Source organism: Pseudomonas sessilinigenes, assembly GCF_003850565.1.
GTDB classification, from domain to species: domain Bacteria; phylum Pseudomonadota; class Gammaproteobacteria; order Pseudomonadales; family Pseudomonadaceae; genus Aquipseudomonas; species Aquipseudomonas sessilinigenes.
Map to the genome: position 1 here is coordinate 5,637,631 of NZ_CP027706.1, position 19,154 is coordinate 5,656,784.

20 protein-coding genes are annotated in these 19,154 nt (G+C 62.3%); 5 read left to right on the forward strand and 15 right to left on the reverse strand.

Annotated elements, in window-relative coordinates; genetic code table 11:
• Window positions 1–16 precede the first annotated feature (16 nt).
• A complete protein-coding gene (locus tag C4K39_RS25870) occupies window positions 17–235 on the forward strand; it encodes a cbb3-type cytochrome c oxidase subunit 3 (protein WP_124347757.1) in 219 nt (72 codons plus the stop codon).
• A 73-nt stretch (window positions 236–308) separates the two neighbouring features.
• On the opposite strand, the gene C4K39_RS25875 is transcribed toward C4K39_RS25870, so the two are convergent.
• Window positions 309–1,079, reverse strand: coding sequence for a helix-turn-helix domain-containing protein (locus tag C4K39_RS25875; protein ID WP_124347758.1), 771 nt, complete (start codon window positions 1,077–1,079; stop codon window positions 309–311).
• 78 nt (window positions 1,080–1,157) lie between these two features.
• Here C4K39_RS25875 and C4K39_RS25880 point away from each other — a divergent pair, with 78 nt between their 5' ends.
• On the forward strand, window positions 1,158–1,850 hold the full coding sequence (locus C4K39_RS25880; RefSeq protein WP_124347759.1) for an aspartate/glutamate racemase family protein: 693 nt from the start codon (window positions 1,158–1,160) through the stop codon (window positions 1,848–1,850).
• Window positions 1,851–1,945: 95 nt separating this feature from the next.
• Here C4K39_RS25880 and C4K39_RS25885 read toward each other — a convergent pair whose 3' ends face one another.
• The 12 genes from C4K39_RS25885 to C4K39_RS25940 form a co-directional block, all read right to left on the reverse strand.
• Window positions 1,946–2,464: a GNAT family N-acetyltransferase gene (locus C4K39_RS25885; RefSeq protein WP_068587074.1), complete on the reverse strand. Its 519-nt coding sequence runs from the start codon at window positions 2,462–2,464 to the stop codon at window positions 1,946–1,948.
• A 260-nt stretch (window positions 2,465–2,724) separates the two neighbouring features.
• Window positions 2,725–3,702 carry a LysR family transcriptional regulator gene (locus C4K39_RS25890; RefSeq protein WP_068587073.1) on the reverse strand — a complete coding sequence of 326 codons (978 nt, stop codon included), beginning with the start codon at window positions 3,700–3,702 and terminating at the stop codon, window positions 2,725–2,727.
• Window positions 3,703–3,855: 153 nt separating this feature from the next.
• Complete coding sequence (locus tag C4K39_RS25895) at window positions 3,856–4,812, reverse strand: peptidylprolyl isomerase (RefSeq protein WP_068587082.1); 957 nt, start codon at window positions 4,810–4,812, stop codon at window positions 3,856–3,858.
• A complete protein-coding gene (locus tag C4K39_RS25900) occupies window positions 4,809–5,303 on the reverse strand; it encodes a YbjN domain-containing protein (RefSeq protein ID WP_068587084.1) in 495 nt (164 codons plus the stop codon). Before C4K39_RS25900 ends, C4K39_RS25895 begins: the two co-directional genes overlap by 4 nt.
• A 20-nt stretch (window positions 5,304–5,323) precedes the next feature.
• A complete protein-coding gene (locus C4K39_RS25905) occupies window positions 5,324–5,971 on the reverse strand; it encodes a DNA repair protein (protein WP_068595636.1) in 648 nt (215 codons plus the stop codon).
• 17 nt (window positions 5,972–5,988) lie between these two features.
• Window positions 5,989–7,695 carry a putative porin gene (locus C4K39_RS25910; protein ID WP_124347760.1) on the reverse strand — a complete coding sequence of 569 codons (1,707 nt, stop codon included), beginning with the start codon at window positions 7,693–7,695 and terminating at the stop codon, window positions 5,989–5,991.
• Between the two features lie 39 nt (window positions 7,696–7,734).
• The gene (locus C4K39_RS25915) at window positions 7,735–8,451 is read right to left on the reverse strand and encodes an energy transducer TonB family protein (RefSeq protein ID WP_068587087.1); all 717 of its coding nucleotides are present in this window, start codon (window positions 8,449–8,451) and stop codon (window positions 7,735–7,737) included.
• Between the two features lie 3 nt (window positions 8,452–8,454).
• The gene (locus tag C4K39_RS25920; RefSeq protein WP_053129146.1) at window positions 8,455–8,877 is read right to left on the reverse strand and encodes an ExbD/TolR family protein; all 423 of its coding nucleotides are present in this window, start codon (window positions 8,875–8,877) and stop codon (window positions 8,455–8,457) included.
• Window positions 8,878–8,888: 11 nt separating this feature from the next.
• Window positions 8,889–10,706 (reverse strand): DUF2341 domain-containing protein, encoded by a 1,818-nt coding sequence (locus C4K39_RS25925; RefSeq protein WP_124347761.1) that lies wholly within the window; start codon window positions 10,704–10,706, stop codon window positions 8,889–8,891.
• 22 nt (window positions 10,707–10,728) lie between these two features.
• Complete coding sequence (locus C4K39_RS25930; protein ID WP_437179340.1) at window positions 10,729–12,363, reverse strand: ShlB/FhaC/HecB family hemolysin secretion/activation protein; 1,635 nt, start codon at window positions 12,361–12,363, stop codon at window positions 10,729–10,731.
• A 74-nt stretch (window positions 12,364–12,437) separates the two neighbouring features.
• Window positions 12,438–13,049 carry a transposase gene (locus tag C4K39_RS25935; RefSeq protein WP_124347762.1) on the reverse strand — a complete coding sequence of 204 codons (612 nt, stop codon included), beginning with the start codon at window positions 13,047–13,049 and terminating at the stop codon, window positions 12,438–12,440.
• A gap of 349 nt (window positions 13,050–13,398) precedes the next feature.
• Window positions 13,399–14,013, reverse strand: a complete 615-nt coding sequence (locus C4K39_RS25940) for a class I SAM-dependent methyltransferase (RefSeq protein WP_124347763.1) — start codon at window positions 14,011–14,013, stop codon at window positions 13,399–13,401.
• A gap of 206 nt (window positions 14,014–14,219) precedes the next feature.
• Between C4K39_RS25940 and C4K39_RS25945 the strand changes: the two genes are divergently transcribed.
• Window positions 14,220–14,645 (forward strand): hypothetical protein, encoded by a 426-nt coding sequence (locus C4K39_RS25945; protein WP_124347764.1) that lies wholly within the window; start codon window positions 14,220–14,222, stop codon window positions 14,643–14,645.
• 36 nt (window positions 14,646–14,681) lie between these two features.
• On the opposite strand, the gene C4K39_RS25950 is transcribed toward C4K39_RS25945, so the two are convergent.
• Together C4K39_RS25950 and C4K39_RS25955 are read right to left on the reverse strand one after the other, a co-directional pair.
• On the reverse strand, window positions 14,682–15,845 hold the full coding sequence (locus C4K39_RS25950) for a contractile injection system protein, VgrG/Pvc8 family (protein ID WP_124347765.1): 1,164 nt from the start codon (window positions 15,843–15,845) through the stop codon (window positions 14,682–14,684).
• A 314-nt stretch (window positions 15,846–16,159) separates the two neighbouring features.
• Complete coding sequence (locus tag C4K39_RS25955) at window positions 16,160–17,263, reverse strand: polyamine ABC transporter substrate-binding protein (RefSeq protein WP_068587105.1); 1,104 nt, start codon at window positions 17,261–17,263, stop codon at window positions 16,160–16,162.
• Between the two features lie 140 nt (window positions 17,264–17,403).
• Between C4K39_RS25955 and C4K39_RS25960 the strand changes: the two genes are divergently transcribed.
• Both C4K39_RS25960 and C4K39_RS25965 read left to right on the forward strand, forming a co-directional pair.
• On the forward strand, window positions 17,404–18,195 hold the full coding sequence (locus C4K39_RS25960) for a helix-turn-helix transcriptional regulator (RefSeq protein WP_124347766.1): 792 nt from the start codon (window positions 17,404–17,406) through the stop codon (window positions 18,193–18,195).
• Between the two features lie 158 nt (window positions 18,196–18,353).
• Entirely contained in the window at window positions 18,354–19,013 is a 660-nt protein-coding gene (locus C4K39_RS25965; protein WP_068587144.1) for a GntR family transcriptional regulator, read from the forward strand.
• Window positions 19,014–19,154: the final 141 nt, after the last annotated feature.

Here is a 19,154-nt window from a genome sequence, read left to right on the forward strand (position 1 = left end):
TCGGGAGCACCACACGATGGACATTCTGTTCAACCTGCTGGGGGTGGCGTTTCTCTACCTCTGCATCGAGTACTGCCTGCGCCACCAGAGCGCCAAGAGCCTGGATGACGCCAGCCTGATCCCCTTCGCCGATGACCCGGAGGTGGCCCGCCGAGTGGAGCTGGCCACCGGCAAGAAGGTCGACGCCGTAGCCCCGGAGGAAGCCAAGCCGGGCTGGATCAACCTGGAAATGTAGCCGCCGGCTTGCCGGCGCATGGGCTGCCAGGATGCGTACCGGGCAAGTGGCGCCCCTTACCGGCGAGCCCACGCTAGGAAATGCAAAAGCGCTGGCGATAGCTGCGGGGCGTCATGCCGAGGCTATGGCGCAAGGCGCTCCCCAGGTGCGACTGATGGGCAAAACCGCAATCCTGGGCAATCGCCGCCAAAGGCAGGTCGCCATGTGCCAGCAAGCGGCGGGCAGCCTGCAGCCGCACCTCGGTGATCCAGGCATGGGGCGTGATGCCCACCGCCCGGCGAAAATCCCGCAGCAGGCGCAGTTCGTTATGGCCATAGGTCACTGCCAGTTGCGCCAGGGACAGCGGTTGCGCGTACTGATCGGCAATCTGCTGCAACACCAGCTCCAGTCGCGGCATCGACGCGACAGCGCCAGCCTGCTGCTGGGGCAGGCCGATAAAGGCCAGGGCGCACTGCTCCAGGGCCAGCACATCGCGCACAGGTGCCAGCAGCAGGCGGCGCATCTCCCTGCCCAGGGCCAGGGCCCGCGCATGCCCGGGGCATTGCACACGTCGCGCGCCGGCAATCAGGGGTGCCTCGCCCTGCCAGCGGGCCAGCAGGTATTCACCGCCGCTTAGCGACTCGGAAAACACCTCGACACCCTTTGGGGTCAGGGCCAGGGTGCCGGGCCAGCTGTCAAAATCCTCTCGGTGATCGGAGTCGATGGCATGCACTCCGCGCTGGCGCTCCAGGGTCACCCCCAACGTCTGCCACTGCACGGGGTCGCGGGCGCTGTAGGCCGCGGCCGGCAGCAGTTGCAGCACCAGGCGAGCATCCAGCAGGCGATGTTCGAGCACTCCGGGCATATGAAATTTCCTGATAGATCGCCACCCGTGGCAGCGCGAAACTGAAGCTCACACAACAGCACTACAGAGGAGTTGCCCATGCGCACCATCGGCCTGCTTGGCGGCATGAGCTGGGAATCCAGCGCCGAATACTATCGCCTGATCAATCAGCAGGTACGTGACCGGCTGGGGCCGCTGCGTTCGGCGCGGTTGCTAATGTACAGCCTCGACTTCGGCCCTGTCGAACAGGCCCAGCATGCCGGGCGCTGGGACGATGCGGCGGCGATCCTGGTGGATGGTGCCCGACGCTTGCAGGCCGGTGGCGCCGACTGCGTGCTGCTCTGTACCAACACCATGCACAAGGTGGCGCACCAGATCCAGGCCGCCATCGAGGTGCCCTTCCTGCATATCGCCGATGCCACCGCCCAGGCCGCGCTGGACGCCGGCACCCTGCGGGTGGGCCTGCTGGGCACCGCCTTCAGTATGGAGCAGGAGTTTCTCAAGAGCCGCCTGGCCGGCCATGGCCTGCAGGTGCTGGTGCCCGATGCGCCGCAGCGCCAACAGGTGCACCGGATCATCTACGAACAGTTGTGCGTGGGCATCATCAGCGAAGCGTCGCGCCAGGTGTATCAGCAGGTGATCGATTCGTTGCAGGCCCAGGGCGCCCAGGCGGTGATCCTGGGCTGCACCGAGATCGGCCTGTTGCTCAAGCCCGAGCACAGTCCCCTGCCCCTGCTCGACAGCACCGAGTTGCATGCCCGGGCAGCGGTGGCCTTCGCCCTGGGGGATTGACCCACAGCGCCGCCCCGAGTGTTTCGAAAGGCACAAGCGCGGCAGCGACGCCCCCATCGGGGCCGAGCGCTGCCGCAGCCGACGGCAAGGATGAGTCAGGCCGGGCGCCGCAGGCGGGCCATGCTCAGCACATCGATAAACTGGCCGCCACGCACCGCGTAATCACGCAGGCGGCCTTCGCTCTCGAAGCCGAACTTCTGATACAGGCCGATGGCCGGCAGGTTGTCGGCATACACCGTGAGATCGACCCGGTGCACGTTCATCCAGTTGTCCGCCACCTCCAGCACCGCCGCCAGCAGTCGGCTGCCGATGCCCTGGCGCTGCCACTCCGGCGACACACCCATGCCGATGCTCGCGCAATGGGCGCGGCGCACCCGGGCCATCTGCTCCAGGCTGCAGCTGCCGATCACCGTGCCCTGATGCAGGGCCACCAGGGACACCAGGCGCTCGTTGTCAGCCCGCTGGATCAGGCGCTGGCGCCACAGCTCGCGGGACTGATAAGGCATCTGCAGGGTCTGGGCCGCCACACTGGGCGTGCTGTACAGCACGGTCAGCCCGTCGACATGGGCTTCGGTGGCGCGCTCGATGATGATCCGGGGGTGGTCGTTGGCCATGGTGCAGTCGTCATTGCTATACAAATGGCCACCGAGTGTAAAACTCCCAAAGCTATTCTGGCCAGGCAAGTGAATGCCAGATTGCCTGTATGGCGACGTGGGATGTTCCGATACAGGCTTGCACTTGAGCTTCAGCGCAAAACCAACCAGCTCCCGTGGCGACGGCTACAACTGCGTACGACACCCCACCCTCCGGCAAGGTGCCGCCGATCAATGGGCAGCCTGCGAGCACGTCGAAACACTCCAACCATGAATGGCCCTTAGACAAACCACTCCTGGCGCTCGGTGAAGGTGTGCAGTATCAGGTCGACCAATTGCTGCACCTGTTCCTCATGCTCTACTTCGGCGTTCACCGCCAGCCAGGCGCGACGTTGCATGTGTTCGTTGAACAACCCGGGCAAGGCCGTGAGGCCACGGTCGAAACGGCTGATGTACTGCGGCAGCAGGCCGATGCAGGCGCTGCAACGGATCATTTCCAGCATCAGCTCATAGGAATGCACATGCACCACCCCGGCCAACCGCTGCTCCACCAGGCTGTTCCAGGGCCGAAAGGGTTCGATCTGGCGATCGTGCTGCCACTGCACCAGCATGTAGTCGGTCAGGTCATCGAGGCTGTCAGGGCGCGCAGCGACTCGGGAGTAGCGCTTGGCGATATGCGGCAAATAACCGATGCGCGCCAGGGGCTGGGGCTCGCGGATCGCGAAACTGGGGCCCGGCAGCGGGGAATCCTCGGCGGCCAGCCACAGCACCAGGTCGGCGCTCAGGGCACGCAGCGACAGATCGCTGTCAATGGAAATGATCTCCAGGCGTGCGCTGGCATTGCGCCGCAACAAGGCGATCAGGTCGCGCCCAAGAATGTCGTGCAGGATGGTTTCCGCAACAGCCAGGCGGATCAGGGGCTGCTCCACCACTGGCAAGCGTCGCTGGTGCGCCAGGGCGATCAATTGCGCCTGCAGTTGCAGGCCCTCACGGCTCAGGCTCAGGGCGTTGCCCTGGTAGCAGAACAGCGAGCGCCGCAAGTGTTCCTCCAACAAGGCCAATTGCTTGCGCAATAGCGTGGCCTTGATGTTCAGGCTGCGGGCGGCCTGCATGAAGCAACCGCAGCGGGCACTGACCAGAAAATACTGGGCGACCTCAGGATCGATCCCGGCGGCCAGGGCCAGCCAGGCTTCCCGGGGTTCCTGGGGAACGGTGTAGGGCGCGCCCCCCAGGAGTGGAGCAGGTTCGAGAAATGACATCGATGACTCCCTGTCTTGTTGACTGTTGCTTCCTTGGCTTGCGCCGGTATTGGCGGTCGTAGGCCCGCCGTCGAGAGGACATGGGGAGAGGGCCGGCGCCGAGCCTCGCAAGATGGCCGGCGCCGCTTGTGCCGCTCCCACATGGGCCGTTTTCTACAGTTTTTCCTCCAGGACCTGGTTGAGCACTGCACCGTCGATGCTCAGGGTCGCCGTATTGAGCATGCCTTCCAGGTATGCCTTGGCGATCTGTTCCTGACGTTGGGCACGCAGGGCCTGGGTCAGCTGGTCACGCAACTCATCCAGGCTGGCAGTGCGTGCCGGCTGCTGCTCGGTGAGCTTGAGCACATGAAAGCCCGCCGCGCTCTGCACCACCTCGGAAACCCCACCCACCTTGAGCCGGGCCACTGCGCCACGTACTTCCGGTACCAATTGCTGCAAGGGCTGCAGGCCCGAGTCCCCACCGCGCTGGGCTGTGCCCGGGTCCTGGGAGTACTGCGCGGCCAGGGCCGCGAACTCGGCCGGGGCCGCCTGCGCCTTCTTGCTCAGTTCCTGGGCCAGGCGCCGCACTTGCTCCAGCGCCTGGGGCTCGTTGACCGCCAGGAAGATCTGGCTGACCCGGTACAACGGTGGGGTCTGCCAGGCCGACTTGCCGCTGTCATAGGCCTGTTGCAACTCGGCCGCACTGGGGTAGTCCGCCGGTACCTGGCTGACCGACTGCAAATAGTCGCGAAAGACGATCTGCTCGGTGGCTGCGCGCGTCTGCTGCTCCACGTCCGGACGTTGGCGCCAGCCTTGGGCATCGGCCTGCTCGAGTACCGCCTTCTCCGCCAGGCGCGAGCGAATCCAGGCCTCCAGGGCCGGGCGATTGGCTCGCAGTTGCTGGCCGGACGCCTCGGGCAGGCTGGCGAACAGGGCCTTGAGCTCCGTTGCCGCGACCTGCTGGGAGCCCAGGCGCGCCACCGCCGGGCCACTGGCCTGGGACTGTTGCAGCAGCGCCGATGCCGGCTGCTGTGCCGCCACCGGGTCGCTGCCCGGCCGCAAGGCCAGCCCCAGCGCCAGGCCGAGCAAGGTCAGTGCCCCGGCACCGACCACCAGGGTCGGCTTCTTCACAGGGCCGCTACCTCTTCAGCACTGGCAGGTTGCGGCGCATCGCCCTGTTCGGCCTGGGCCTGCAGGCGAGCGGCCTGCTGGCTGTACTCGCGCAGGTAGACGATGAACTCCTGGAGCAGGCGATCCCACAGCTCCAGCTGGCTGCGCAGGTGAGTGTCACTGACCCCGGCCACCACCACATCCATCTCCATCACCAGGAATTCACCCTGCAGCGACAACCGGGCGAAGCGCCGCGAAGCATTCCACAACTCGGCCAGCCCGGCCGGCAGCTCGCCCTGGACCCGCAGGGCGCAGCTGTAGGTGAAGTCCACATAGTGTCCCGACTCCCCCGCCGGATTGCCGAAACGCACGGCATAGCCGATGCCCTGGCTGGCACTGAGCAACTGCACGATGCCGTTCTGCTCGGTCTGGTTGACCCTGTAGCCGGCGCCTTGCAAAAGCTCGGTCAGGCTGTCGGTGGTTACGCTGGTAATCAAGGTTGCTTGAGTCATGTTCATATCTTCCTTGGTAATCAATGAGCGCTCGCCGCCCGGGGAGCGTCGAACTGAGTCTGGTACAGGTCATCACCGAAGCCCTGGGCCAATTCCTCGAACTTGACCCTAGCACTGCCAGCGAAAGGCTGACGGATCTTCACCACCTCGGCCACGTCGATCTTCTCGTAGGCGGTGAGGATTTCCTTGGCGATGCCATACATTTGCTGATTCTTGACCGCACATTGCTGCACTTGTGTGTCACGTTCGTTCAATTGCGCCTGGAGCTTGGCGCGCTCCGCTTCCTTGCCGCGGGCCAGCACCAGCAGTTCGTCGTAGGCTTTCTTGAATTTTCCCAGCTGCTCGCTGTTGGCCACAGCCTGGGCCTGGGCCTGGCTCTGCAGGTTCTGCTGCTGGCCCGCCAGTTGCTCGGCCACGCCGCGGACCTTGGCCAGTTCGGCGCTCAGTTGCTTGACCTGGGCCTGGGCCTCCTTGGCCGCATTCTCGGCGGCCAGCCGCGCGGCGGCCGCCTGCGCCTGCTCGCTCTGCAAGGCCTGCAGTTGCTGGGTGGTGCTGCGCAACTGGGTACGCAAGCGCTCCTCCATGCCCTCGGCCGTGGCGCTCGCGCTGGCCAACACGCCACAGGCCAGCAACAGGCCCAGGGCCCCTGCCCTTGTCCGGCTGTTCATAACCATCCTCCCTGCGCTTAGAAGCGCGTGTTGAGTTCTAGCTGCATGACGTCGACTTCATAACGCGGCCCATAGACTTGCGATGCGCTCATGTAGCGGGCCGTGGCGTAGATGTTCTTGTCGATGCCGTAGTTGCCGCCCAGGAAGTAGCCCTTGGCGTTGGTGCCCCCCAGGTGGAACGAAGAGTCGTTGAAACCGTCGGGCAAGGCATCGGGCTGGATGTACTTGTAGCCAGCCAGCAGGTTCCAGTCGCCGGCCTTCTTCATTTCCAGGGCGTTGCCCAGGGTGAACTGCAGCATCAGCGCATTGGCGCCGCTCTCGAACTCGCCATTGCGATTGATGTTGTTGACGATCTGGCCTTCGCTGCGCTTGAGCATTTCGGCCTTGTCGTAGGCCAGGTTGTGGATGTAGTTGCCCTGGGTGCGCAGGTGCAGGTCATCCGGCAGCTCGGTGTCCCAGGCCAGGTTCAGGTCCAGCACGTCGAACTTCGAGGCCAGGCCCACGTATTGCGGCTGCGGGGTCAGGCCAGGAGTGGCCGGGTTGGGCGCGATATTGCGCAACAGGAATACGCTGTTGCCCTTCTGCATGAAGGCCACGCGCGAGCCGTCGGTATCGCAGCCCGGGGCGCCGGCCCATGGTTTGCAGGGGCTGGAGCGCTGGCCTTCGATATCGTCGAAGCGGTAGTAGGCCAGTGCGCCCTTGAGGCTGTTGTTGCGGTTGATCTTCCAGTTGGCGCCGATCTGCCCGCCGAACAGCCACTTGGTGTCGCTTTCGTTCTTGTCGAAACCGTTGCTGGTGGCGGTGTCGTTGGTGTATTCCACCGGGAAGGCACCGACCGTGCCGAACAGCCCCCAGTCGCTGTTGAGCTTGTGGTTGAAGATCGCCGCCACACCGTCGAAGTTCAGGTCGTTGGAATACAGCATGTCGGTGGAATAGAACGGATTGGCGATCCGCCCGCCGGTCAGGGTCAGGTCCTGGGTGGCCTTCCAGGTCAGGTAGCCCTGGTCGAGCCAAATGTCCTTCTTGCCAAAGCCGCCGCCCAGGGTCTGGGTGGTGGACACCGGATTGTTGTCCGACCCCGTGCCAATACGGATGCCGGCGGTCCATTCCGGCGAGATCACCGCCTTCATCCCCAGGCGGGCCCGCAGGCGGAACAGGTTGTCACGATCTTCACGGGTGTTGAGCAGCGGCGGCAGCTTGCTGTTGGTGTCCTTGTTGACGTCGTAGGGGCCGCTGTCGTTGAGCTTGGCGTAGTCGACGATCTCGTTGCTGTTGTTGTCGGCGAAGAACCGCGACTCACTGCGCAGGCGAATGTCGCCATCGAAGGTGATGCGCGAGACCCAATCCGGGAACGTATTGGGCTGGGCCCAGTTCTCCTGCTTGGCGGTGGCCATGACCTCGGCCTTGACCTGGTCGCGGATCTGGTCGCGGACAATCGCCGGTACGTACTGCACCCGCACGTCTCCCGGTGCTGCCGCAGGTCCGCTGGCGGCCACCGCAGCCACTGTAGCGTTGGCCTGGCGGGCTTGCTGGGCCTCCTTTTCGGCCTGGGCAATCAGCCCGTCGGCCTGCTCCTGCTTCAGCACTCCCTGCTGCACCAACAGACGGATCAGGTTGATCGTGGCGTTCTCCGAGGGCGCGGTCGCGGCGGCCGTGGCCTGTCCGGCCAGGGTCAGGGCAACCATGCCGAGCGCCAGGGTCAATCGATTCATGGTGGAAATCATCTGCACACAACTCCTGTAGAAACTGCAAAAGAGGTTCGATCAATCCGGGCGCCGGCCCTTGAGGGACAGGCGCACAGGCAAGGTCAGGGAAGCCGGCATGCGTTCCTTCAAGCGCGGCGTGGCTCGCAGTGCCGCCAGTACCTGTTCGTCGGTCTGGGCATCGCCACTGGAATGGGCCAGCACGACCCGGGTGACCTGGCCGTCAGCGCCCAGCCACAGGTCCACCTGCAGCGCATAGGCCTTCTTGCGCAGCTCAGGGTCCTCGCGCAGCACTCGCTGGAAAGTCGCCGCCAGGTATTGCTTGTAGGTTCCGGTGCCCAGGCCGCCGCCACCGGAGCCGGCCATGCCGCCACCCTTGCCGGCGCCGATGTTGAACGCATCGTTGCCAGCCTGGGCATCACCGTCGATCTGCATCGGGTTGGCCAGGTCGTCCGCCGGCGATGGCGGCGCCTCTTCCTCCGGCTTGACCTCCTCGGGGGTCGGCGTGGGTTCGGGCTCCGGCACCTTTTCTTCCACCGGGTCTGGCTCCTTGGGCTTTTCCGGCGGCGGTGGAGGTGGCGGCGGTGGTGGCGGCAACGGGATGATGGTCGGCACCTTCGGCGCTTCCCGGCGCACCCCGGCCATGTCGTTGGCCCACTGCCACAGCAGCCAGGCGGCAGCGCCAGCCAGCAGCAGCCCGACACCCCACTTGAGCACGCGCACGACTCTCGGCTTGCGCTGAACGGGCGGTAGCTGGATCGGTTGTTGTGCGGTCATGACTCAGCCCTGGGGTTTGCCGGTGACCAGGCCGACCTGGGACAACTCCAGGCGGCGCAGCAGGTCGAGGACTTCGATGACCTTCTGGTACTGCACCGTGGCGTCGCCGCGGACGATGATCGGAAAGTCGGGGTTCTGCGCCTTCTCGATGCGCAGGCGCTCTTCCAGCTCACCCAGGGTCACCGGGTAGGCGTCGAGGAACACCTGGCCGCCATCGTTCACCGAAATGGCCTTGGTCTTGGCCTCCGACAGGGACACCGAGGCGCTGGCCTTGGGCAGATGGATCTGGATGCCCGAGACCTGGGCGGTGGCGGTGAGGATGAACATCACCAGCACCACCATCAGCACGTCCACCAGGGGCGTGATATTGATGCTGTCGACGGCGGCATCGTCTTCGTCGTCATGGGAGGCGTTCACGGAAGCCATGGCAGTTCTCCTCAGGCCGGGACCGATGCGTTGCTGTGGCTGACGCGCCAGTGGGCGTTCTCGTGCTGCTGGCTCTCGCCATGCAGTTCCGCCAGGCGAGTGATGAACTCATCGACGAACACCCGCATGTCGGCCCCCACTTCCTTGTTGCGGGTGATCAGGCGGTTGTAGCCGAACAACGCCGGGATCGCGACGAACAGGCCCATGGCGGTGGCCAGCAAGGCCGCAGCCATGCCCGGGGCGATGGCATTGATGTTGACGTCGCCGGCCATGGCGGTACCGAGGAACACCACCATGATCCCCAGCACCGTGCCCAACAGGCCGATGTAGGGGCCGCCGGCGATGGCGTTGGAGAGGGTCGAGAGCTTGGCGCTCAGTTGCTGGTTCTCGCGGGTGCGCACCCCGTCCATGGAGCAGCGGATGGCCTCGATAGTGGCCGCCGACACCGACGAGGTATCGGCGCCCTGCTCGCGGCGGGTACGGATCTCCTTGACCGCCACCAGGTACAAGCGCCACAGCGAGGATTGCTCCAGGCGCTCGGCCAGGGCCTGGTCATCGGCGAACATTTCCAGGCGCGTGCCGACCCTGGCGAACTGCTCGCGAAACAAGGCATTAGCGGCACTGACACGGCTGACCATGCGGTTCTTGCGCAGCATGATGACCCAGGACTGGATCATCATCGCCACCAGCACCAGGATGATCACCCAGGCATCCATCGGTACCGCCTTGAGCAGGAAGCCCAGGCTGCCGAAACCGAAACCGGACTGTTCTTCATCGACGCCGTAGGCCACCAGCTTCGACTCGGCCCCCTGGGAACTTGCATCCGCAAGAATCAGCGCTGCAGGTCGTACCACCTTGGACAGCCGCAACTCGTCCAGCGCCCCGGTGAATGGCAGGAAATGACTGGCCTCGGCGCCAGGGGCCGGCGGCAGGTCGGCACCGATGGCCAATACCGAGTTGAAGCTGGCGATGGCCTGGGCCAGGCTCGCGGTCTCGCGGCCATTGACGTACAGGGCGAGCTTGCTGCCCTCCCCGCTCAAGGCCAGGTGTTGCCATTGCCCCGGATTCAACGGTTGGGTGGACACCGCGCGCTGGCCATCCACTTCCACGAACGGCACGCCCTGGTTGACCCCGATCAGCAGGCTGGCGGCACCTTCGCGACGGGCCAGCAACAGCTGCTCGCCACTGGCCTGGTCCAGGCGTACCCAGGCGCTGAAGGTGAACGCCCCACCGGCGTTGTGCTGCAGCGACGGGCTGGCCGGCAACAGCAGCGGCTGGCCGCTGAACTGCAAGGCACGGCCGATGACGCCCTCGATGGCCGCGCCAGTGGCGTTCTGCGCGGTGTTGCCGTAGGCGGTGGTGTCCTTGGCGGGCGTGCCATTGCTGCCATCGAAATGGTAGATGGCGGTGTAGCTGGGATCGAAAGTCAGCTGGCCGTTGGCAGTACCCGGGGCCTTCTGGTTGCCGTAGTACATCCAGATATCCTGGCGCTGGCCACCTTCGACCCGGGGCACATCGACCCAGATCAGCGCCATGCCCATCAATGGGTCGAAGCTCTCGATCTGATGGTTGAACACGGTCTTGTCATCGGCGGCGACAAACCGCAGGTCGGACCCGTCTTCCTTGACCCCGTCGAACGTGAAGTTGCCGGTGTGCAAGCGCACCAGCAAGGCGGTGCGGCCCAAGGCCTCGTTGATGCCGGCGCCCTGGGGCGTGGTGTCCACGGTGATCTGCTTGCGGTAGTGCCAGTCGTCCTGCCACCAGGCATGGGCCGTGGCCGGGAGCACGAAGCCCAGGCAGATCAACAGGCTCAGGAATAAGCGTTGCATGGAAGGGGTTCTCCGTAAAAAGTCAGAACGTCGCCTGCACACTGAAGTGCACGCGCGGGTCGTGTTTCTGGGTGTTGGGCCCGTCTTTGAGCGGGTAGCCCCAGTCCAGGCTGCCGGACAGCCACTTGCTCAGGCTGGCGCGAGTGCCCAGGCCGACGCTGGCCAGGCTGTATTCGTCGTCCTGTTCCGGCAGGGGCTCATGCAGGCTCAGGCGGGCACCTTCGGCGAAGGCGTAGAAGCGCCATTCCTGCACGTAGCTGCCGAGGAACTTGGCCAGGGACGGCGTGCGCAGCTCCTGGGAAAACAGATAGCCCTCGTCTCCTGTGCGTTCAGCGGCCAGGTAACCGCGTACCGACGTGGCACCGCCGGCGGAATACTGCTCGTTGGACACCAGCGGCCCCGAGGCCAGCTGGAAGGCGCTCTTGGATGCCGACTGCCAATCGTTGTCGAAGGTGTAGGTAAAGTTCAGGTCGCCCTTGAGCACCGAGAAACTGGCACTGGCTTCATCGCGTTTGAACTGGAATTCGTGGGCCTCGCTGCCATAGCCGAAAGAGCGCCGGGTACCGATCACCAGGTTCAACCCCAGGCCCAGCTGGGACTTTTCGCTGTAGCGGTAACCGTTGTAGCCGAAGGTCAGCGGAGCGTACTTGAGCGGGATCTCATCGCGGCTGTTGCCCAGGCGCACTTCTTCCTTGAAGTCCTTGAAGTCCACCCCCAGCGAAAACGAGTTGGCCCAGTTGCCCGAGGCCGGCAGGGTGTAGATCGCCGACAATCCATAGGAGTGGCCCTTGCCCAGCACATTGCTGCCGCCGATGGTGGCGATGTTGCTGTCGGACTGGTAGCCGGAGAACTGCAGGCTCCAGCGATCCGTCAACGGCGCGGTGTAGGAACCGGACCAGACCTTGGCGTTCTCGGTGTCCTGGGGGGCGGTGAAAAAGGTCAGGGACACGCTGTGGCCCAGTTGCCACAGGTTGTCGTAGCCGACGCTGGCCACCGAGCGCAGCTTTTCGGTGTCGGCGCTGTAGTCGTTGTTCAGGCCGAGGCTGGCGCGCCAGGGATTCTGGTCCTCCACTTGCAGGTCCACATCCATGGTTCCCGGGCGCTGGCCCTCGCGCACCAACGGCATGACCTGGCGCCCCGTTCCCCGATTGAGGCCGGCCAGCTGGCTCTGCACCGTGGCGAAGTCCGGGACCTGGCCTTCCTTGAGCGCCGGCACCTGGTCGCGGATCTCCACCGGTGAATAGTGCTTGGCGCCCACGACCCGCACACGACCGACCTTGGTCTCGCTGACCTGCAGGTAGACGATGCCGTCCTCGACCTTCTGCTCCGGTAGTTCGACGTATACCGACTGGTAGCCCCGGGCCTGATAGACCTTCTGCAAGGCATCGCGAGCGCCTTCGATATCGCTCAAGGCCTTTTGCGGGCCCAGGTACGGGTACACCGCCTCCTCGATCGCCCGGGCATCGAGCACCGTATTGCCGCGTACGAAGTACTCGTTGACGTCCACCAGCTTGGCTGGTGCCGTCTCGGCCACGGCGGCCTGCCCGGCCTCCTCGGCCTGCACCACCGGCGCCAGCGCCAATAGCGTCAACCAACCGCACAACGGCCACCAGCGCCCGCCACTGCCCGGTCGTCCTGATTTGCCCAGATGCTCCACACCGCCCCCTAGAAGTCTGAAAATTGGCGCGCGCACGCGCATTGCCGTCGCCGTTTGCACAGCGTTTGGCCGATTCAATTGCTGGTGATCGTGGTGTTGTCGTGGCGTGCCAGCCAGGTATGCAGCAGCGCGAAGTTCAGCGAAAACTCCGGCATCTGCAGCAGGGCGCCGCAGAACACTTCACCGATGATCTTGTGGATCAGTTGCACGGCCTGCGGGTTGTTCAGCAGCGTGGCGATGTCGCGGCTCAAGACACTGAAGCTCCAGACCTTCTGGTTCAGGCCCAGGCCGACGAACCAGCGGAACAGCAGGTTGTAGTTGAGCTGTTCGTAAAGCTGCTGTTCGCTTTGGACCGAGTACAAAAGCTGCAACAACAGGATGTGCATCACCGTACGCGGCGCGATGAACATACCGGCCTCGGCATGGAGGCTCAGGAACAGGTCGCCCTGCTGATCAAGCAACTCCTCGATCTGCGGGCGCAGCAACACCAGCGAATGCCCCGGCGGGATGTAGCTGGACACCTCCTTCAAGGCCCCCTGCCAATCATCCTGGGACACGATCCAGACCCACGGAGCGCCATAGCGATAGACCGAGACCGGCTTCTTGCGAGCCGCTTCGACAATCTTCGACAGCCGTTGGTCCAGCTCCTGCATGCCCACTTTCGAGTAGCGTTCCATAGTCCCCATAGCCTCACTCCCGGCATCCCGCCTCGGCTTAAAAAAGTGGCCTTGCGGCCCCCTCAAGCGCGTTACATACCCAAGACCCAAGTGGCTATGCGCTACCGAACTTTTGTCATAAAAGCTTCATTCACAACCTGAAAATCAAACTGCCATCACAGCAATTCAACCGCTGCCGCAGGCTGCGTTGGGTCGGATATATGGAGGGGCTACAACCACCGCACAGGCTCGTGTAGCCGCTGCCGCAGGCTGTGCAGGGGTGCGCAGCGCCCACCAGGCCGGGCGCCGCGTTGGGCCAGATACATAGGGAGCCATGGCCGCTGGGCGGCCGATCGCAGCCTCACAGGCTCGGCAGCGGCTACAGGGGATGTTGGGCGATCACGTCAATCCGGTGCCAATGCTTGGTCCCCCGCAGGCTGGGGCCGTCGTACTCGTGGACCTGGACGTGGATCAAGTCGAAATCGAGAAACAAGGCACGAACTTCTGGCTCGGAGTGAAACGTTCTCGACGGATCGCCCGCCCAGCCATCCCTGTCGCCAAAGAACTGGCCCACGAAGATCCCTCCGGGAAGCAGGGCAGCCCTGACCGTGGCCCAGAATTTTTCAAAGCTTTGCGGATGACAAAATGGCATCGACATGCCGGCATGGATCAATGAGGCCGCCGGCAATGCCACAAGGTCCTCGAACCTTTGCACGACAGCGACGCATTCGCGGCATGGGAAGCCTGCGCCGATGGCCCTGGCCCTTTCGATTGCACCAAGTTCCTGGTCTATCGCCAGAACATCCCACCCTGCCGCCATCAGGGCACGGGTTTCGTTACCAGCGCCGCACCCCAGGTCAATGGCTCTTGCCGAACCTGTCGAAAGGCTTGCAAGCGCCATCGCAGCCTGAAGCAGCGATGAGGCCGGACGCTCCTTGTGATGCTCGTAGTAGGTGCTCCACGGTGCTGGACCGCCTGGATTTCGCGACTGCATTCCTTGAACCGTTGCGGATGGTCATGGGTGGTGTAAGGCTTGGCGATACTGCCAGAGAGTGGATGACAGAATGTGAACAGTGGCATGGGCATAGGTAGCAATGTGAGAATGCGCACGCTTCGATACCCTGCGGCCGCCAGGTTCGGGGAGCTCCACAAGGATCAGGTCGACAAACGCTCACCCCATTGGAAAACCGGAATCACCCCATGAAATTCACCTTGGCCGGTCAAGTCATCGACCCGAAGAGCGTCGGTTATCGCAGCCTGGGCTTCGGCGAAGCGCTGGCCATCGCAGCAACCCCTTATGAGCTGCGCATCAGCCACAGTGAACTCCCACCGGATTTCCTGGACCACGCCGACAGCTTTACCGCCCAATGCCAGAGCGATGACCTGGCCCAGGGCTTTATCGACATCCCGGAGCTGGAAGCGATCGACTACCCAGGTTTCAGGACACTTTTGACAAGCCATCCCGACCTGGCCGCGCGTTTGATCCGGGACTATCTGTACTTTGATTTGTTCTATTCGCTGTTTCCGAACTCAGTCGGCCTCGACGTCGTGATCAACGACATCACCGACCTTTACCTGCAAGAGGACTCGATCATCGTCACGGGTAAAACATTCGCCGCTCGGTGAATACCAGGTCGCGCACAAGGCAATGTGCTGGTCCTTTCAGCGACAGCACTGGCAGCCGCCGATCCGCGGTTGATCGGGGTCACCGTCAACAAAGGTGACCGTGACCTCCTCCCCGACCTGCAAGGGTTTCACCTGGCCGCATTCGCTGGCGGCGCCAACGAGCCAACAGCTGCTCTTGTCATCAAAGCGACCTTCACGGTCCCAGGGAAACCGCACCTTGACCCGTCCAGGGCGCGGCTCACCGGGTGTCTCTTCATCTTCCAGGGCGATGACCACCGCGACCTGGCTGCTTGGTACCTGGGGTTTGTGATGAACCACGGGGGGACGATGGAACACCTCCCACGCCAGCGCTGTAAAACGGTTGCGATAGCCCTGGAGCGCGTCGTCGCCGGGCTCGACACCATCGTCCCAGGCCTCGGGTTGCCGGCCTTCATGGAAGACCTGGGTGAGCAGCCATAGATCGTTGCCCTGGCCTGGGCAATCCGAGCATTCCACCACATGGCCACTGTGCAAGTAGACCTGTTTGCTCTGCCCCTCGACTTGGCGATGAACCATGTAGCGGCGCTCCAGGGTGCGCGCACCCGGAACCTGGATGTGTTCGCCAGCCACCCAGCCGTTCTCTTGTGCTAGAGCCGTGGCCTGCCCGATCCTGGGAAAAGCCGTCCGGTCGTCGGCAAATACCAGCACATGACCTTGAGCGCTGTGCTGGAAGTGAAAGTGAATCCCCTCCTCTTCGCACAAACGCTGGATAAAGTGCAGATCGGTTTCATCGTATTGGGTGCGGTAGTCACGCTGGGGATAGGTCGCCTTCAGCTCCAACCGATAGGCATCGCCCAGGATGCCGTGCTCCTCCAGTATCAGGGCGACGATTTTCGGCACCGAGAATCCTTGATAGACCCTGCGATTGATGCGGTGGCGCAAATAGGACAGGTGCGGAACAAGGACCGCTCGGTAGCGATCGCCACTGCGCTCGATGTGGTAGATCCGCCCATGAATTCCCCTACCCTGCGGGTCGAAACCCAGAAACGCCTCGGCGTCGACCAGGCTTTCCAGGTCCAGGCCAGGGTTTGCAAGCCACTCCATATTGAAGAAGTAAGGCTTGCTGATTGCCTCCTCACCACTAAATTCGAGCACTTGAACGTCGCGCTCGAGACCGTCGATTGTCAAACTGAAACATGTCTGATGGGCTGGTCTGGGCATCCACTGTTCTCGTATTGGATGAAGTGTTGAGTTGATGCTGTCGCGGACAGCAATGCAGGCATGGCTCTACTTGAAGAACCACGTCCAGGGCGAATCAATCTGATACTGCCTCGCCACCATTGCGACCAACAGGGCTTGAACAACAGTAAACAATTACAAGTAATTGACTGTTCAACGACATGCAGACACTTGCGAGGAGCGCCTTGCATTTCCCAGTAACTTCTTATCGAAACGACTTGCTGCTTTAACTCTTTGCAAGCTTTCGTAGAGGGTGAAAGCCTGCAAAGAACAATCATTGAGATGATCGGTCCGGATCAGATACTACTCTTCACCTTGGTCCAGACCCGCGTGCGAATTCGCTCCAGTTTCAAGGGTAATGGCTCAAGCGGAACCAATTCAGCAACGACTTTCCGGTCTGGATAAATCCATGGGTTGTCCCGCAACTTTTGTTCGACAAACTCCGTGGCATCCTTATTCGCATTAGGATAGAGCGTATGGTTTGAAGTCTTGGCAATAACTTCCGGGCGCAGCATGTAGTTGATGAACGCCAGCCCTTCCTTTGGATGGGGAGCGTCTTTTAGCAGCACCAGGTTTTCCGACCAGACCAGTGCCCCCTCGCGAGGAAGGCTGTAGGTAATCTTGCGGCCGGTGTTGGCCTTTTCATTAACGGCCTGTGCAGCAAGGGCACCGTTGGCCCATCCCACGACAACACAGATATTGCCATCAGCCAGGTCGGTGTCGATCTTGGACGAGTCGAAATAGAGGATGTAGGGACGGATCTTCAACAGCAGGGCTTGAGCCTTCTGGTAATCGTCCGGGTTTCTGCTGTTGCTGGGAAGTCCCAGGTAATGCAAGGCAATCGAGATGATCTCGCTTGGCGAGTCGAGCATCGCCACGCCACAGGATTGGAGCTTGCTGATGTTTTCTTCTTTAAATATCAGGTCCCAGCTATTCACCGGTGCATCATCGCCCAGCGCCGCCTTGACCTTATCGACGTCATAGCCAATGCCCGTGGTTCCCCACAAGTAAGGCACGGCATAACGGTTGCCTGGGTCGTTGACCGCGACCTGGGCCAGCAGATCTGGGTCGATATGCGCCAAGTTGCTCAGTTGACTGCGATCCAACGGCTGCAGGACGCCGGCCTGGATCAGGCTGGGCAACACGTTGGAGGTTGCCACGACCACGTCATATCCGGTACGCCCGGCCATGACCTTGCTCTGCATGATTTCAGCGCTGTCGAACGCATCCATGTGAATCCTGATGCCAGCGTCCCGCTCGAACTCCTTGGGAGTCTGTGGGGCGAGGAGCCCGAACCAGTTGTACAGGTACATCCCGGGTTCTGCAGCGGCCGCCGATGTGCTTATCCCCGCACACAGCAACGCAGCCGAAAAAATGGTTCGCAAACGAAGCTTTCTCATGCAACATCCTTGTTCAAGCCGATGTGCCCTCATGGCCATCGTTAACACCCGAACGTGAATATACCGGGGGTTAACGAATAGTAAATACCTACGAATACTTACCTCTAGCCCACGACTCCCTAACCCTAAAGGGGTAGAAAATGCCGCTCGACCTTCATAGCCTGGCCTGGCATCGATCGATTGGAAAACTGATCATGCAGTTGAATCGTCCAGAGTTCTGGAGCTCGCTTATTCGGACATTGAATGAATATGTACAAGTCGATAACTGGGTCGTATTGATTTTCAGCAGCAAACAAGTTCAGGTTGTCAGTCTCCCCGAAGTAGCAGATACCGAAGAGGTGGACGCATTTACCCAGCGTTACGTCAAGGGGCTTTATCTGCTGGACCCTTTCTACATAGCCAATCGAGAGAACCCACAAAGTGGTTTCTTTCACTTGTTGGATATCGTTCCTGAGTATTTCCTCGAAACCGAGTACTACCACAAGTACTTTGCACAATACATTTCTGTAGATGAAGTGCAGTACAACGCGCAACTCGACGGGGACAGGACCTTATGCATCTCCATTGGTAGCAGCACTCACTTTTGCCAGGACCAGATCACCATGCTCGATATCATCAAGCCATGGGTGATCGCCTTGATGCATCAGCGCATGAGTTTCGAGATCGAGGAAGAGAAGCACCTCACCAGCGCGCCTTTATGGTCGCAAACCATTACCCAGCTCGGCACGCAGATAACCACGCGGGAAAGCGACGTGCTCAGGCTATTGCTCAGTGGCTTCTCCAACAAGGAGATCGCCGGAAAACTCTGCCTGTCGGCCGAAACGATCAAGGTTCACCGCCGCAACATCTACGCAAAGTTGAACATCAAGTCCCAATCCGAACTGTTCGCTCGCTTCTTCATGCCCAAGAAAGATGCCTTTTCTTCAGTTTGAAACAAGACGTCCCGATCCCGCCCTACTGATTCGAAGCTGGCCTGCTTGATCATCGCGAGCTGATTCCGGGAGGTGCGCGTAAGCGGCGCATCTTTTGGCCCCCACGGCATTTCGTATAAGATATTCGCATTCATCCTCACTCGGTAACCCTCGTGCCCCTGCCCTTTCACAAAGCCCCCAACCTTGGCGTCGTGCCCTCGACCTCGGAAATCATTGCCAAGCACCTGCGTGAAGCCATCATCTCCGGCCACCTGGCTGAAGGCGAACCGGTGCGCCAGGACGACATCGCCCAGGTGTTCAATGTCAGCAAGATTCCGGTGCGCGAGGCGCTCAAGCGCCTGGAGGCCGAGGGGCTGGTGGACTTTCATCGCAATCGCGGCGCCCTGGTGACCAAGATCTCCGAGCCAGAGCTGGCCCAGATGTTCGAAGTGAGGGTGCTACTGGAGGTCCAGGCGATCCGCCTGGCCGTTCCCAACATGACCGAAGAAACCTTTGCCCGGGCCGAAGCGATCTGCGCCGAGTTCGTCGGGGAGAACGACATCGGCCGTTGGGCCGAACTCAATTGGGAATTGCATGCCTGCCTGTACGAGCCGGCCCAGCGCCCTTTCCTGGTCAACCTGATCCGCTCGATCCACGACAAGATCGAACGCTACCTGCGCATGCAGATGAGCCTTTCAGCCGGGAAGGATCGCGCCGACCACGAGCACAAGGACATCGTCGCCGCCTGCCGCAGCGGGAATGTCGAACTCGCGGCCAAGCTGATCGAAGAGCACATCAACGGCGTCTGCCAGAGCCTGTACGAACACCTGCCCCACTGACCGCTACTGGTTGCTCCGTTAGGTGGCATCCCCCATGGCGGGTGCCACCTGTCGTAACACCCTCGCGCCCATGGCCTGCATCGAGGCCAACATCTGACACACACAGAATCAAGGCTTGCAGCTCGATGGCGAGCGGCTGGC